Source organism: Clostridium mobile (genome assembly GCF_018918285.1).
GTDB classification, from domain to species: Bacteria; Bacillota; Clostridia; order Clostridiales; family Clostridiaceae; genus Clostridium_AW; species Clostridium_AW mobile.
This window is the reverse complement of sequence record NZ_JAHLQF010000001.1, coordinates 902,965-917,087: the sequence shown is the minus strand read 5'-3', so window position 1 is coordinate 917,087 and position 14,123 is coordinate 902,965. Positions and strand designations below refer to the sequence as shown.

At 29.6% G+C, this 14,123-nt stretch carries 14 protein-coding genes and 1 riboswitch; of the genes, 13 read left to right on the top strand and 1 reads right to left on the bottom strand.

Annotation, left to right across the window (positions count from 1 at the left end):
* Positions 1-72 precede the first annotated feature (72 nt).
* The gene (locus KQI86_RS04515) at positions 73-1,464 is read right to left on the bottom strand and encodes a PdaC/SigV domain-containing protein (RefSeq protein WP_216437946.1); all 1,392 of its coding nucleotides are present in this window, start codon (positions 1,462-1,464) and stop codon (positions 73-75) included.
* A 200-nt stretch (positions 1,465-1,664) separates the two neighbouring features.
* Here KQI86_RS04515 and KQI86_RS04510 point away from each other — a divergent pair, with 200 nt between their 5' ends.
* The 13 genes from KQI86_RS04510 to minC all read left to right on the top strand — a co-directional run bounded on the left by KQI86_RS04510 (position 1,665) and on the right by minC (position 14,121).
* Entirely contained in the window at positions 1,665-2,567 is a 903-nt protein-coding gene (locus tag KQI86_RS04510) for a GNAT family N-acetyltransferase (RefSeq protein WP_216437945.1), read from the top strand.
* Positions 2,568-2,600: 33 nt separating this feature from the next.
* The gene (locus KQI86_RS04505; RefSeq protein WP_216437944.1) at positions 2,601-3,506 is read left to right on the top strand and encodes a DUF4380 domain-containing protein; all 906 of its coding nucleotides are present in this window, start codon (positions 2,601-2,603) and stop codon (positions 3,504-3,506) included.
* Between the two features lie 198 nt (positions 3,507-3,704).
* Positions 3,705-4,211: a GNAT family N-acetyltransferase gene (locus KQI86_RS04500; RefSeq protein WP_216437943.1), complete on the top strand. Its 507-nt coding sequence runs from the start codon at positions 3,705-3,707 to the stop codon at positions 4,209-4,211.
* Positions 4,212-4,225: 14 nt separating this feature from the next.
* Entirely contained in the window at positions 4,226-4,867 is a 642-nt protein-coding gene (locus KQI86_RS04495; RefSeq protein ID WP_216437942.1) for a lactate utilization protein, read from the top strand.
* Positions 4,868-5,074: 207 nt separating this feature from the next.
* Positions 5,075-5,221, top strand: a riboswitch (cyclic di-AMP (ydaO/yuaA leader).
* Positions 5,222-5,821, top strand: coding sequence for a C40 family peptidase (locus tag KQI86_RS04490; protein WP_216437941.1), 600 nt, complete (start codon positions 5,222-5,224; stop codon positions 5,819-5,821).
* A 112-nt stretch (positions 5,822-5,933) separates the two neighbouring features.
* Positions 5,934-6,680: an SPOR domain-containing protein gene (locus KQI86_RS04485; protein ID WP_216437940.1), complete on the top strand. Its 747-nt coding sequence runs from the start codon at positions 5,934-5,936 to the stop codon at positions 6,678-6,680.
* A 186-nt stretch (positions 6,681-6,866) separates the two neighbouring features.
* A complete protein-coding gene (locus KQI86_RS04480) occupies positions 6,867-7,445 on the top strand; it encodes a Maf-like protein (RefSeq protein ID WP_216437939.1) in 579 nt (192 codons plus the stop codon).
* Between the two features lie 18 nt (positions 7,446-7,463).
* Positions 7,464-8,150, top strand: coding sequence for a RadC family protein (radC, locus tag KQI86_RS04475; RefSeq protein WP_216437938.1), 687 nt, complete (start codon positions 7,464-7,466; stop codon positions 8,148-8,150).
* A gap of 19 nt (positions 8,151-8,169) precedes the next feature.
* Complete coding sequence (locus KQI86_RS04470) at positions 8,170-9,186, top strand: rod shape-determining protein (protein WP_216437937.1); 1,017 nt, start codon at positions 8,170-8,172, stop codon at positions 9,184-9,186.
* A 2-nt stretch (positions 9,187-9,188) separates the two neighbouring features.
* Positions 9,189-10,028, top strand: coding sequence for a rod shape-determining protein MreC (gene mreC, locus KQI86_RS04465; protein ID WP_216437936.1), 840 nt, complete (start codon positions 9,189-9,191; stop codon positions 10,026-10,028).
* A gap of 5 nt (positions 10,029-10,033) precedes the next feature.
* Positions 10,034-10,525, top strand: coding sequence for a rod shape-determining protein MreD (gene mreD / locus KQI86_RS04460; RefSeq protein WP_216437935.1), 492 nt, complete (start codon positions 10,034-10,036; stop codon positions 10,523-10,525).
* 14 nt (positions 10,526-10,539) lie between these two features.
* Positions 10,540-13,368: a penicillin-binding transpeptidase domain-containing protein gene (locus KQI86_RS04455; RefSeq protein WP_216437934.1), complete on the top strand. Its 2,829-nt coding sequence runs from the start codon at positions 10,540-10,542 to the stop codon at positions 13,366-13,368.
* A gap of 120 nt (positions 13,369-13,488) precedes the next feature.
* Positions 13,489-14,121: a septum site-determining protein MinC gene (gene minC / locus KQI86_RS04450; protein ID WP_216437933.1), complete on the top strand. Its 633-nt coding sequence runs from the start codon at positions 13,489-13,491 to the stop codon at positions 14,119-14,121.
* Positions 14,122-14,123 lie beyond the last annotated feature (2 nt).

The following is a 14,123-nucleotide window of genomic DNA, read 5'->3' as shown; positions in this document are numbered from 1 at the left end:
TAATTTTCGTATATATTTTCATTAGTTATTCAACTAAAATTTATTGTTTTTATAGGTGTTATAAGGATTTTATTAGATGTTTATATAATTTTTAATTAAAGAAAAAGGTATTTCAAATTTTACTACACCTAGTGCATAGGGAGCAATTTCATAAGGTTGGAAGTAAATAACCAATCTATCTTTTTCTATATAGAAATTTTGATCTTCTTTTATACCATCAAAGCCAGCAATAGGGTAGTTTTCCTTATTTTTTTCTTTTATTTGTTTATTTATCTCAGTATTTATAACCTTTTTATAATCTACTCCGTTTTTAAATATATCTTTTAAATACAACTCTTTACCAGTAGTTAAATCGATATTATAGGGAGTTACAGTATAATTACCATGAGCTCCACCGGTATATTGGTAATATAAGACTGTAAGGCTTAAAAGCTTATCATTAGCTAAGTATATTGTATAATCTGTATCCGCTGCGTAATCTATAATATTGAAACCCATTTTTTTAGATTCCTCTACAAAATCTGTTCCGGCTTTTTTTAATGAATTATTAAACTTTAACGCATCATTTCTTAATAGTTTATTTAAGTTTTCCTGTATATTTTTATCTTTTAATCCATTTATAACAGGAACTCTAATATCACCCTTAAATCCTGTCTCATATTCTTTTATTAGATCTGTATATATTACAGGGTTACCTTCTTTTAGCTGTAAATCTAAATTAACTCCTTTTTCAAAAGATTTAAATGGCATTTTAAATTCTTTAAAACCTCCAGCGTAAGGAGCAATTTCGTAAGGTTCAAAATAAATTACTATATTATCTTCTACTATATAAAAAGGTTGATCCTGTAGAATTCCTTTGAAATACCTACTTATTTCTTCATAGTATTCAGAAGGATTTTCTTGGATTTTTTCTCGTATTACGGTATTTATTATTTCTTTATAATCCTCACCAGGATTAAATAAATCCTTTAATGAGGCATTAATTCCTGTTTTAGTATCTATATTAAAAGTTTTTTTACTACTCATGCCATGAGCTCCGCCGGTATACGAATAGTAAGAGATTGTAAGACTTAATAAGTTGTTTTTATTATAATGAACTTCATAATTTACAGAAAGTCCATATGGATTCATGAGGGTTCCTTCTTCTTTACTTTTAAGGGCAGATTTTTTTATATCTTCTTTAAGATCTAATATTTCCTTTTCAATTTCTTTATTTAATTTTGTTTCAATATCTTTATTGTTTAATAAAGAAATCACAGGAATTTTAATATCTACATTTATTAGATCGTTACTTTCCTTTAATTCCTTTGTAGATATTTTAACGTTATTTTCAATAGTTTTTTTAATTGTTTGAATTTGTGAGATTTCCATATGGGTTTTATCTACTAAACTATTTGCGAAAGTAGGAGTATAAGAATTTATAACTAACATTCCAGTTAGTGTAGCTATTAATAATTTATTCATGATAATTACCTCCATTAAAAAAACATTTAATTTATGTTTTAAATATACTATATTTTCCAATAGAAGAGGTTACGAAATAACTAATTTAAAGTAACAAATTGGTGACAAATTCTTAGCAAACTTTTAAATGAGCATATAATTAAGACTTTGTAGTATAATTATATGGAAGTTTACTTGAAAGGAAAAGGGGAGGATATTTTATGGAAAATAATATGGATGTGTTTCCAAAGCTTGAAACTGAAAGATTAACATTAGAAAGTATAGATGATAGTCATGTGGAAGATTTGCATAAATACTGGTCTGATGAAAAAGTAACAGAATTTATGGACATAGATAACTTTACAGATATTGATGAAACCAAAAAAATGATAAATTTATTAAATCATCTTTATAGCCAAGGGAAAGCAATTCGTTGGGGGATATATAGGAAAGAAGACAACGCTATAATAGGAAGTTGTGGTTATAATAGTGGATTGGAAGAGGGTATGACTACAGGTGAAATAGGATATGAAATAGGAAGAGAATATTGGGGAAAAGGATATATGGAAGAGGCTTTGAGAGCTATAATTGATTATGGTTTTGAAAAGCTTAATCTTAATAGAATTGAAGCTTATGTTGCAAAAGATAATGAAAAATCTTTAAAGTTAATATACAAATTAGGATTTAAGAAAGAAGGTTTATTGAGAGGCAAAGGCTTCTATAAAGGGAGATTCTGGGATGAATTCATCTTCGCTTTAATCAAAGATGAGTGGGGAAAAAATCAAATAAGCAAAGTTCTTTTTCATGTAGATGAAAAAGAAAAGTTAGACTTAGGCTTTAAAAATATAAAAAATTTATTAAATGATTTAGGTGAAGAAAATACTTATATAGAGATGGTTGTAAATGGTGAAGCAGTAGAGGAATTAAGAAAAGAGGAATTTAAATATGATAATATATTAAATGAGATAATCTCCTCTAGGGTTAAAATAGTTGCTTGCCAAAATTCATTAAATGCTATGGAAATTAAGAATGAAGACTTAATAGAATCAATATTTATAGTACCTTCAGGTGTAGGAGAATTAGCAAGAAAACAAATAAATGGTTGGGCTTATATTCGTCCATAAATTTTGTTTATGGTTAACTAAGGAGAGGGTTTTATGAGGGATATAATAACTGAAGAAGTGGTCTATAAAAATTTTGGCATATGTGTAAAAATGAGTAATAGTGAAATAGAGCTATACATTACTATAGATAAGGGGCCTAGGATCATAAGATATGGATTTATAGATGGAGAAAATCAATTTTGCGAAGATATTCCCACAACTATGGAGGTTTTAGGTGATACTTGGAGCTTAATGGGAGGGCATAGGTTGTGGCATAGCCCAGAGAATAATCCAAGAACTTATATTCCAGATAACAAACCAGTAAAATGGAGTAAAAATGGAAATTCAATAACATTAGAAATGGAAGAAGAACCATGGACACAGGTAAAAAAAGAGATGGAAATACATTTAAAAGGTGAAGGAACGGAAGTGGAAATTCTTCATAAATTAACTAATAATAACGCTTGGACTATAGAGTTATCTGCATGGGCGATTACAGTTATGGCTTCAGGAGGCGTGGAAGTAATTCCACAGCCTAAAAGAGAAACAAACTTACTTCCTAATAGAGTCATATCTCTATGGCCCTATTCAAAAATGAATGATGAGCGCATATACTGGGGAGATAAGTATATATTATTGAAACAAAATAGAAGTAAAAAGCACCCATTTAAATTAGGAATTGCAAATGAAGAGGGATGGGCAGCTTATTTTAATCATAATAGTTTATTTATAAAAAAATATAAGCATATATTAGAAGAAAACTATCCTGATTTTGGAGCATCATATGAAACTTATACAAATGAATATATGGTGGAAATGGAGACTCTATCACCTTTAAAAAAGTTACTACCAGGTGAATCTATTACACATGCAGAAAAGTGGCAACTAATAGGGGATGTTTTTTATCCTGGAGAAGAGGAAGATAAAATAGAAAATATATTTAAAACAAAAGGAATTTAGTAATTTAAGTGGACAAATATAGGTTTTTGACTGAAAATCAAAAACCTTTTTTCATGTGTAGATTTTGTTTTAAACCTTTTATTTATCATTTATATATGTTAATTTAAAAAGATTTAAATTTTTTTAAATTAATTAAACTAAAAAAGGAATTTATTTTTTTTTGTAGAATAAAATATAGTAAGGAATGAGGTGAAAACTATGTTGGACATGGAGTTTAATTGGCAGAACATAAATATTGCGAATATTCGGAAAAAAGATGTAAAAATTATTCAAAATTGGCTTTATCAACAAAGTGAATTTTGTGAAGAGGATATATATCCCATAGAAATAGATAAGTTGTATGATAGATTTTTAGAATATTATATAAGTGAGAATGAATTTTTCACAAAAATTCAATATGAAGGAAAATTGATAGGTATACTAAAAGGCAGAGTAGAGTTCAAAAATCCAGCAGAAGCGTGGGTATGGTGTATAATGCTGGATTATAAATATAGAAGTTTAGGAATAGGAAGTAATATAATAAATGAAGTAAATAAATATTTAACTAGAGAATATGGAGTTGCAAATTTTTACACTACAATTATAAAAGAAAGTCCTAGGACTATAAAATTCTTGAAAAAAAATGGGTACAAAATCATACGTGTTTCTAAAAATTATTATGACATAGATGGTAAACAAATGGATATGTTAATTTTAAAAAAATAATTTGGAGGGATGGTATGGATAAGAATCTTTTATGGTATTTAGAAAAAAAGGTAGGAAAAACTATCGAAGCGTTAAAAAGAAATAATATGGATGCATACTTTGTAAAAGATGAATCTGAATTAAGAGAAAAGCTTAAGGAATTGTTAAAAGAGAAATCAACTGTTTCAGTAGGAGGCTCTATGACTTTATTTGAAACCGGAGTTATTGATTTATTAAGACATGGGGAATATAAGTTTTTAGACAGATACGACGAGCATTTAACACCTGCAGATATTAAGAAATTATACAGAGATACATTTTATGCAGACACTTATATTTGTAGCACAAATGCATTAACAGAGGCAGGAGAATTATATAATATTGATGGAAATGGGAATAGAGTAGCTGCTATGATATTTGGCCCTGACCAAGTTATTGTTATAACAGGAATTAATAAAATAGTAAAGGATTTAAAAGAAGCTGAGGATAGAGTAAAAAGACTAGCAGCTCCAATAAATGCTAAAAGGCTTAGCAAAAACACTCCTTGTGCAAAGGTTGGTTATTGTACAGACTGTAATATAGACGATAGAATATGTAGTGATTATGTAGTTTTAAAAAGACAAAAAACTAAGGGAAGAATTAAAGTTATAATAGTTGGTAAAGAATTAGGGTATTAATTTAATACCCTTTTTTTAAACATTTACTACTATATCACTTAATTACTTAGGAGAATTTATCCAGTTATATAGAGGGAAATATTGGAACTGGTTAACTATCGTATAAATCTTATATACGTATTTAAATTAGAAAAGTTCTATAATAAAACATATAATTCTTAAGAAATTCTTAAATTTTCTTGACATTATATTCGAATCTCAACTATAATATAATAGGTGCTGAATCTTAAGTTTATCTTAAGTACGGAGGAACCAGTAAGTGTGGGGTTAATCTTAGTAATATAATGTAGGCTAAGTAGGGTAACCTTTGCCCGAACCCGTCAGCTAACTTCGGAAGCAAGAAAGGTGGAAAATATGAATTCTTCAAAGCAAAAGCTAAGCTCAATTTTAGTGTTTTTTATTTTTTTAATAGGTTTTACTGTGTTTAAAAGTGATTTTGTTAAAGCAGATGCATCCATTGATATGAACAATAAAGGGATGGAAGTAAGAACAGCTACAGTAAAAACAGATAAGGTTGTTATAGTTCCAAAAAGAAATAATGAAAATAGTTCTAAATCATCCAACGCTTCAAAATCATACAGTAGAGGTGGAAGAAGTGATATAGTATCCTATTCATACAATTTCTTAGGTAGACCCTATGTGTGGGGAGCAGCAGGACCATCAGCTTTTGATTGTTCAGGATTTACACAGTATGTTTATGCCGCATTTGGAGTAGGACTAGGTCATTATACAGGATCACAGTATCAAGTGGGACAACCTGTTAAAAAAAGTGAATTAGTTCCTGGTGATTTAGTTTTCTTTAACACAGATGGAAGCATATCTCATGTAGGAATGTATATAGGAGGAGGACAATTTATACACGCCTCTTCAGGAAGTAAAAAAGTTACTATAAGCGAACTTTCAGGAAGTTATTATGCTGAAAGATATGCAGGAGCTAGAAGAATAATTAAATAATTAGATAATTTTTGCCCGACAGATTTTTGCCGGGCTTGTTTTTTATTATGTTTTTTATCATAAAATCCCCCCTTATTAAATAGTATTTAATAGAGAGTATTTTTAAAACGGGGTGATAAAAATAAAGTATACAAGATATGATCTTAAAAGAAAAAGAAAAGATAAATCTGTCTCTTTTATTTTAGTGTTTTTACTAATATTATGTTTATTGTTAGGTGTAGGATTTTTATTTAAAACTCTATCAAAAGAAAACACTAACGGCAGTATAGAAAATAAAAAAGAAAATATAAATATAACAAAAGAAGAGACTGGAAAAGAAAAAGAAACTAAGAATGCTAAGGAAGTGGCTTTTGTTAAGGGTGAAGTTGCAAAGTATGCAGCTGTTCAAGGTGGTATGTTTAAAAATGAGGAATATGCCAATGAGACAAGAGAGAAGTTGAATCCCTTTGGAAACCCATTTATATCAAATGAAGGAGAATTTAAAAGAGTAATTTTAGGTGTATACAGTGAAGCAGAAAGTAAAAAGATAATGGATGAGTTAACAAAAAATAAAATAGAAAATTCTAGGTTAGTATTTGAAATTAAATATAATGATGTATGTGATTTTGAAATAGCTCAAATAACCAATGCTTATTTGCAAATATTAAATAAATTATCAGAAAAAAACGTAAAACATATTGAAACAAAGGAGCTAAAACAATGGGTTAATTCTTTAAATGATATAGATACAAACAGTAAAAATATAGATAAATTAAAAGAAATCAAAAATAAAATAAACTCTCTACCAGAAAAAATTAGCAAAGATAATTTAGAAGAAAACTATGTGTTTATATATAATTATCTTAAAAAATTTAATTAATTAAATTGGCCCATCATTTATCAATATTAAATGATGGGCTAATTTTTAACTTTATAAAAATTTTATTAACATTATATTATACATACTTGTTAATAAATTATATAAATGATAAACTATAAAAGGTAAAAGATATAATTTTTAATAATGTGGCAATAATTACTAAAAACCGATACAGGAAGTGTAAAAATGAGAATTATTTTAGCGTCAGCTTCAGAAAGAAGAAAAGAATTATTAAAAAGAATACTGGGTGATTTCGAAGTTATTGTGAGCCAATTTGATGAAGATCAGGTTCGATTTAATGGAGATTGTGGAAATTATGTCATAGAATTAGCCAAAGGAAAAGGAATGGATGTAGTTTCAAATATTAAAGATAATAATTCCTTAATTATTGCCTGTGATACAGTGGTTTTCTTTAATGGTAAGGTGCTTGGTAAACCTAAAAGTGAAGAAGAAGCTTTTTCTATGCTTAAAGAATTAAGCGGAAATGTTCACCATGTTTACTCTGGTATATTTATCTATAATAAAGAAACTAACTCTATAATGACAGATTACATATGTACAGAAGTTAAGTTTTCTAATCTTTCAGATGAACTTATAAAAAAATACATAGAAAGTAAGGAACCTTTTGATAAGGCTGGTGCTTATGGAATCCAAGGCTATGGAGGAATTTTTGTAGAAAGAATAAACGGATGTTATTACAACGTTGTAGGTCTTCCTCTAAATAGTCTATATAAAATGCTAAAGGAGATGGGGGTAAATCTTTAAAAGGAGTAGTTAAATTTAATGAAAAACAATTTAAAACTAAGGGATTTACCTATTAATGAAAGACCTAGAGAGAGATTACTTCGATATGGATGCGAAAGTCTTTCTAATGTGGAATTATTGGCAATTATTTTAAGAACAGGAAGTAAAAAAGAAAATGTTTTAAGTTTATGTGGAAATATAATGGAGATATCTAAAGGCTTAAATGGTATTTTAGAATTATCTAGAGAAGAATTAATGCAAATCGATGGTATTGGAGAGGCTAAATTATGTCAACTTTTAGCTTTATCTGAACTCTTCAAAAGATTCAAGTCTTTTAAGTCAGGAGATAATTACCAAATAACTAAACCTCAGGATGCAGCTTTTTTGGTTATGGAGGAAATGAGATATTTAAAACAAGAATATATTAAAGTAATAATGTTAAATACTAAAAATGGTGTTGTAAAGGTTAAAGATATATTTATTGGAAGTTTAAATAGTTCTATTGTGCATCCAAGAGAAATATTTTGTGAAGCAATAAAAAATAATAGTTCATCAATAATTATTTGTCATAATCATCCGTCTGGTGACCCTATGCCAAGTAATGAAGATATTGACATTACAAAAAGGATAGTGGAATGTGGTAATATAATAGGTATAGAACTATTGGATCACATAATAATTGGTGACGGAGTTTATATAAGTTTAAAAGAAAAAGGCATGGTGTGATTGAAAGGAGAAATTATAGATGGCATTGTTTGGAATATCTAAAGATATGGGAATAGACTTAGGAACAGCAAATACATTAATATACGTAAAAGGAAAGGGAGTAGTTTTAAGAGAACCTTCCGTTGTTGCAATAAATAGTGACACAAAAAAAGTATTGGCAGTTGGTGAAGAAGCTAAACAAATGATAGGAAGAACTCCGGGTAATATAATAGCTATAAGACCATTAAGAGATGGAGTAATTGCAGATTTTGATGTGACTCAAGCTATGTTGAAAAAATTTATTGAAAAAGTAAGTTCTAAAAGTGCTTTTACTAGTCCTAGAATAATTGTATGTTTTCCATCAGGAGTTACTGAAGTTGAAAAGAGAGCAATAGATGCAGCTACAAAACAAGCAGGAGCAAGAGAAGTATTACTTATGGAAGAACCTATGGCAGCAGCTATTGGAGCAGGGCTTCCAGTTAACGAACCTACAGGAAGCATGATTGTAGATATTGGTGGAGGAACTACTGAAGTTGCGATTATTTCTTTAGGTGGAATAGTAACTAGCAAATCTTTAAGGGTTGCAGGAGATGAATTTGATCAATCAATAATAAGTTACATAAAAAAGAATTTTAATTTAATGATTGGAGAAAGAACAGCTGAAAATGTAAAAATTGAGTTAGGATCTGCATACGATACTGGAGAAAATAATTCAATGCAGATAAGAGGTAGGGACTTAATAACTGGTCTACCTAAAGTTATAGATATAACTGAAAGTGAAATAAGAGAGGCTTTAGCAGAACCTGTAGCTTCTATTATAGAGGCTATAAAAAGCACTTTAGAAAAAACACCACCAGAATTAGCTTCAGATATAATGGATAAAGGTATAATGCTCGCTGGTGGAGGAGCTACACTAAAAGGATTAGATATACTTGTTAATGAAGAAACCCATATGCCAGTTCACATAGCCGATGCTTCTATAGATTGTGTTGCCATAGGAGCAGGAAAAGCATTAGATACTTTAGATAAATTATTGGATAGCAGAAGAAAAAGATAAATATGGGCTTTTTAAAAAATAAACTGGCAGTAGCTATAGTTGTACTGTCAGTTACATTTTTAGTTTTAATTGGGTATAGTGCCAAAAGAGAAAAAGTATCTTTTGTTGAGAACGGTGTGGGGGTAGCGGTTAATCCTATTCAAGGATTATTTTATAAAATTAATACAAAGGCTAAGAATTTTACAGAATTTGTTACTAGTTTTTCTGATGTTAAAAACGAAAATGAAGAATTGAAAAAGAGAAATACTGAATTAGAAAGCAAAGAAAAAGATTATGATGTATTAAAGGAAGAAAATGAAAGACTTAGAGGAATGTTAAAATTTAAAGATCAGAACTCTGAATATGACTATATAGGATGTGACATTGTAGGAAGAAGCGGAGGAAACTTTTTAGAGGAATTTACCATTAATAAGGGTAAAAAGGATGGAATCGAAAAACAAATGGCAGTAATAACAGAAGATGGACTAGTTGGGCAAATAGGTTCAGTAGGAGATAACTGGGCTAAAGTTCAAACGCTGTCTAATGAAAATATAGCTGTTACTAGTATAGTACAAAGTACTAGGGAGAGTGTAGGGGTAACTAAAGGTTATAAGGATGGTAGAAATAAGAAATTAGCAAAAACTTACTACCTTCCATTAGAGTCTGAAATTAAAGTAGGGGATTCTATATTGACATCAGGAACAGGAATATATCCAAAAGGTATTAGAATAGGTAAAGTAATAGATGTTGAAGAGGACAAAGGTAAAGTTATGAAAAATGCTATTATACAACCTTTTGTAGATTTTTCTAAGCTAGAAGAGGTTTTGGTAGTAGTTCCCAAGAATAAATTGAATATTAGGTGATGGGTATGAGAAAGATAGTAACTTTATTTTCCATAGTTCTTATACTTTTTATAGGAGATAATTCAATTATACCTTTTCTTGCCATTAAAGGATTTAGTCCTAGCCTTTTATTTGTATTTATAGTGAGTTATTCAATTATAAATGGAAGTTGGGAAGGCTTATGGCTAGGTGTTTTTGCAGGGTTGCTGCAAGATGTTTATTTTTCAAATGTTTTAGGTATAAATGCATTAACAAATATGTTGAGTTGTGTAATAGCAGGTTATGTTGGAATTAATATATTTAAAGAAAAAATATTAATTCCAGTAGCAACTAGTTTTTTGCTGAGCATTTTTAAAGGAATACTAGTGTTTATGCTGTTATATATTGTTAGTGTAAATATGCCTTTAAGAAATATAGTTTTTAATTCCCTATATAATATGTTAGTTTCGATTCCCATGTATAAGTTTGTATTTAACTTATGCAACAAGGATTATATGGAGAGAAAATGGAAGTTTTAAAGGAATGGTGAATTATGAAGGATAAGAAGAAAAAGCTTAATAGATTTACGGCCTTCTTTTTAATAATGGGTGTAATATACTCCATTCTGATTTTTAAATTAGGAATTCTTCAGATAAAAGATAGCGAATATTACAAAGAGAGAGCAAGTCTTACGGCTATAACAGAGATTCCTGATCCGGCCCCAAGGGGACCTATAATAGATAGAAATGACGAAATACTAGCAACAAATATTCAAAGCTATATGTTAGTATATAATGAGACAAGTGATAATAAAAAGTATTTTTTTGAAACTATGGATAAAGTGTTCAACTTATTAGAGAGTAATGGTGAGAAAATTCAAGATGATCTTGAGTTAAAGGCAAATCCTTATAGATTTGAATTTAAGACTAATGATGCAAAGGCTAAAGAATCATTAGAGATTAGATTTAAAAGAGACAGAGGATTAAATGAAGCTATTGAAAAAAAATTATTTCCTGATAAAAAAGGTAAATTTACAGACCAAGAAATAAAGCAGGTTAATAAGGAATTGTTAAAAATAACTCCAGAGCAAACATATAAGTTATTAGTAGAACAGTATAAAATTTATCCTAAAGAAGATTTTAAGAATTTATTAGAACAATACAGAATTGCACCAGAGGAGACTTATCCAATAATAACTAGTAGATTTAACATAAAATCAACTACAGAATTTAAAAATAAATTAGATGAATATAAAAATAGCAAGTCTAAGGATAGACAAGAAATTTTAGATAGTATCATCAGTGAATATGGAATAGATAAAATGGAGTATCCTTTAGAAAAGCAAAGAAAATATCTTATAGTAAGAGATACTATGAAGATGCAGAGTTTTACTGGATATAAACCTGTAATAATAGGAAGTAATATTAAAAGGGATACTGCGTTTGTATTTTCAGAGAGATTAAATGATCTTCCAGGTATAGATGTTACAACTCAACCAGTAAGGTACTATCCTAATGATGAATTAGGATCAGCTTTCTTAGGATACATTTCTAAGATTAGTAATAATTCAGAACAATATAAAGAGAAGGGCTATGATGTAAGTTCAGATTATGTTGGAGTTTCAGGGTTAGAAGCTGTTTTTGAGGATAGATTAAAGGGTTCTAAAGGTGGAAGAATTGTAAAATTAAATAAACAAGGAAGAGTTATTGAAGAATTAGGCAGAAGGGAGCCTTATCCAGGGCAAACTATGAAACTTAATATTGATAAGGATGTTCAAAAAGCAGCTGAGGACGCTTTGGATAAGACTATGAAAAATTTAAGAGATAATCCAAGGGTAAGTTATGATGGAGTTGATACATCAAATGCTACAAGGGGAGCTGCGGTAGCTATCGATGTAAATACTGGAGGTGTACTAGCGTTAGTCAGCAAACCAGGATTCGATCCAAATATTTTCTCCGTACCTGGAAAGTTGACAAGTGAATTATACACAAGTCTTTTTAACCCGGATTATGAAGAGTTTGCGAAAGATTATATAGCGAACAGAAGTCTCAGTGTAACTGCAGAGGAGTTATTCCCTGTTGAAAAAGATGGTTCAAGAAGAGATGTATATGATATTTACCCTAAACCTTTTTTTAACTATGCAACTTCATCCTTTACATCACCAGGATCTACTTTTAAGCCACTAACAGCTATAGCAGGCTTAGAAGAAGGAGTACTGGGACCTAATGAAACTATATATGATAATTTAATTTATACTAAGCATGGATACAAAGGTAGAAGCTGGAATTATTCAAGTAAAGGTAGCTTAGATGTGGTGGAGGCTTTAGCATATTCAAACAACTACTTCTTTTTTGAAGTTGGAGATAGGTTATATGAAAAAGGTTTGGATACTTTAGCTGAATATGCATGGAAATTTGGATTAGGTGCGCCACATGATGTTGAAAACCCTACAACAGGAATAGAAATACCAGAATTATTTGGTCAGGTATTTAATGTTCAATCAGAAAAGAATAAAGCATCTAATATATATATATGGTCTTTATATGATGAATTGCTTCAATTGAGAAAAGTAAAAAATACTAACACTTACGAAGGAATAGATTTAAGAGTTAGAGATACAGATAGCAAAGAAGTAAAAGGCTTAAAGGAAGAAATATACGACACTATAATAAAGCAAATGAGATATAGAAATGTGCCTAATTTCTCTGAATCAGTAAAAGGCATGTTAAAGGAGGTAATTCAAAAATCTCCTAGCATGAATTCGAAAAAATTTACTGATGGAGATATATCGGCAGCTATGAATAAAATTTATAAGGCTGTATATGCAGTTGAAGAAGAAGCATTGAGGCCGGGTAACGTATATAATGCTGCCATAGGTCAAGGATCTAATTATTTTACACCACTTCAATTAGCTAATTTTGCTGCAATGATAGCTAATGGAGGAACAAGATATGAATTACATCTTGTAGATAAATTTTTAGATGCTGAAGGTAATGTTGTTCAAGAATATAAACCAGAGGTAATGGATAAAGTAGATCTAAAACCAGAAACCCTTAAAGCAGTAAGGGAAGGTATGCACGCCGTTTCATCCTACGATGAAGGTACAGGTGCATCAGAATTTAGAGATTTCCCTATAGCTACAGCAGGTAAAACTGGTTCCGCTACTTTCAGGGAAAATGGAGTGCAAGAAAAAGTAGGAAGAACTTCTTCTGGTGTTTATATAGGGTATGCTCCTTATGATAATCCTCAAATTGCTGTTTGTGTAATAATATTTGACGGTGGACATGGTGGATCTGTTAATCCCGTTGCAAAAGCAATATATGAAGCTTACTTTAAAGAGGAGCTAACGAAGCAAAATTACAATTTTCAGCATATAAATTAAATTTAAAGGCATATACAAAAATTGTATATGCCTTTTTTAAAAAGAATATGATAATTTAGAAGGAATTACGCAATATTTGTTGAAATATAAAGTTATGCCTGCTTTGGAGGGGTAAAAATTATGTTAGATGATAGTATAATAATAAAAGGAAACAAAGAAGGAATAAATGCAGTAATAAATATGAATAAATTTAAAGATTTTGATGAGATGCTCGAATCTTTAATTGAAAGATTATCTAAAGGTAAGGTGTTTTATAAAGGTTGTACTTTAAAAATTACAACGGAACTAAAATACATAAACGATAAAGAATTAAGAAGGCTTAGGGATATACTTTTTGACGAAATTTTAATTAAAGACTGCATTTTTGAAAATGCAGAGGATGAAAATAATAAAGTTTTTTCAGGTATATATGAAGGTAGAACTAAGTTTATAAGAAGGACTATAAGAAGCGGACAAGTTATTAACTATTCAGGAAATATAGTAATAGTTGGGGATGTTAATTCTGGTGCTGAAATATATGCAGGTGGAAATATAATTGTTCTAGGTGTTTTAAGAGGTTATGTACATGCAGGGGCAGGTGGCAATGAAAAGGCAATAGTTGCAGCATTTACTTTACAGCCACAGATACTTCAAATTGGAGGAGTGGCTACAAGAGCCCCAGAAGAAAATATTAGACCTCAATATCCTGAGGTAGCTAAAATAAAAGGAAACACAATAGTTGTAGAACCTTATTTGCCAAACAAATTTATATAACG

What these genes read in the sequence shown, in the direction of transcription:
- KQI86_RS04515 (WP_216437946.1), bottom strand. Translation starts at nt 1,464, where the DNA reads ATGAATAAATTATTAATAGCTACACTAACTGGAATGTTAGTTATAAAT.
- KQI86_RS04510 (WP_216437945.1), top strand. Translation starts at nt 1,665, where the DNA reads ATGGAAAATAATATGGATGTGTTTCCAAAGCTTGAAACTGAAAGATTA.
- KQI86_RS04505 (WP_216437944.1), top strand. Translation starts at nt 2,601, where the DNA reads ATGAGGGATATAATAACTGAAGAAGTGGTCTATAAAAATTTTGGCATA.
- KQI86_RS04500 (WP_216437943.1), top strand. Translation starts at nt 3,705, where the DNA reads ATGTTGGACATGGAGTTTAATTGGCAGAACATAAATATTGCGAATATT.
- KQI86_RS04495 (WP_216437942.1), top strand. Translation starts at nt 4,226, where the DNA reads ATGGATAAGAATCTTTTATGGTATTTAGAAAAAAAGGTAGGAAAAACT.
- KQI86_RS04490 (WP_216437941.1), top strand. Translation starts at nt 5,222, where the DNA reads ATGAATTCTTCAAAGCAAAAGCTAAGCTCAATTTTAGTGTTTTTTATT.
- KQI86_RS04480 (WP_216437939.1), top strand. Translation starts at nt 6,867, where the DNA reads ATGAGAATTATTTTAGCGTCAGCTTCAGAAAGAAGAAAAGAATTATTA.
- radC (WP_216437938.1), top strand. Translation starts at nt 7,464, where the DNA reads ATGAAAAACAATTTAAAACTAAGGGATTTACCTATTAATGAAAGACCT.
- KQI86_RS04470 (WP_216437937.1), top strand. Translation starts at nt 8,170, where the DNA reads ATGGCATTGTTTGGAATATCTAAAGATATGGGAATAGACTTAGGAACA.
- mreC (WP_216437936.1), top strand. Translation starts at nt 9,189, where the DNA reads ATGGGCTTTTTAAAAAATAAACTGGCAGTAGCTATAGTTGTACTGTCA.
- mreD (WP_216437935.1), top strand. Translation starts at nt 10,034, where the DNA reads ATGAGAAAGATAGTAACTTTATTTTCCATAGTTCTTATACTTTTTATA.
- KQI86_RS04455 (WP_216437934.1), top strand. Translation starts at nt 10,540, where the DNA reads ATGAAGGATAAGAAGAAAAAGCTTAATAGATTTACGGCCTTCTTTTTA.
- minC (WP_216437933.1), top strand. Translation starts at nt 13,489, where the DNA reads ATGTTAGATGATAGTATAATAATAAAAGGAAACAAAGAAGGAATAAAT.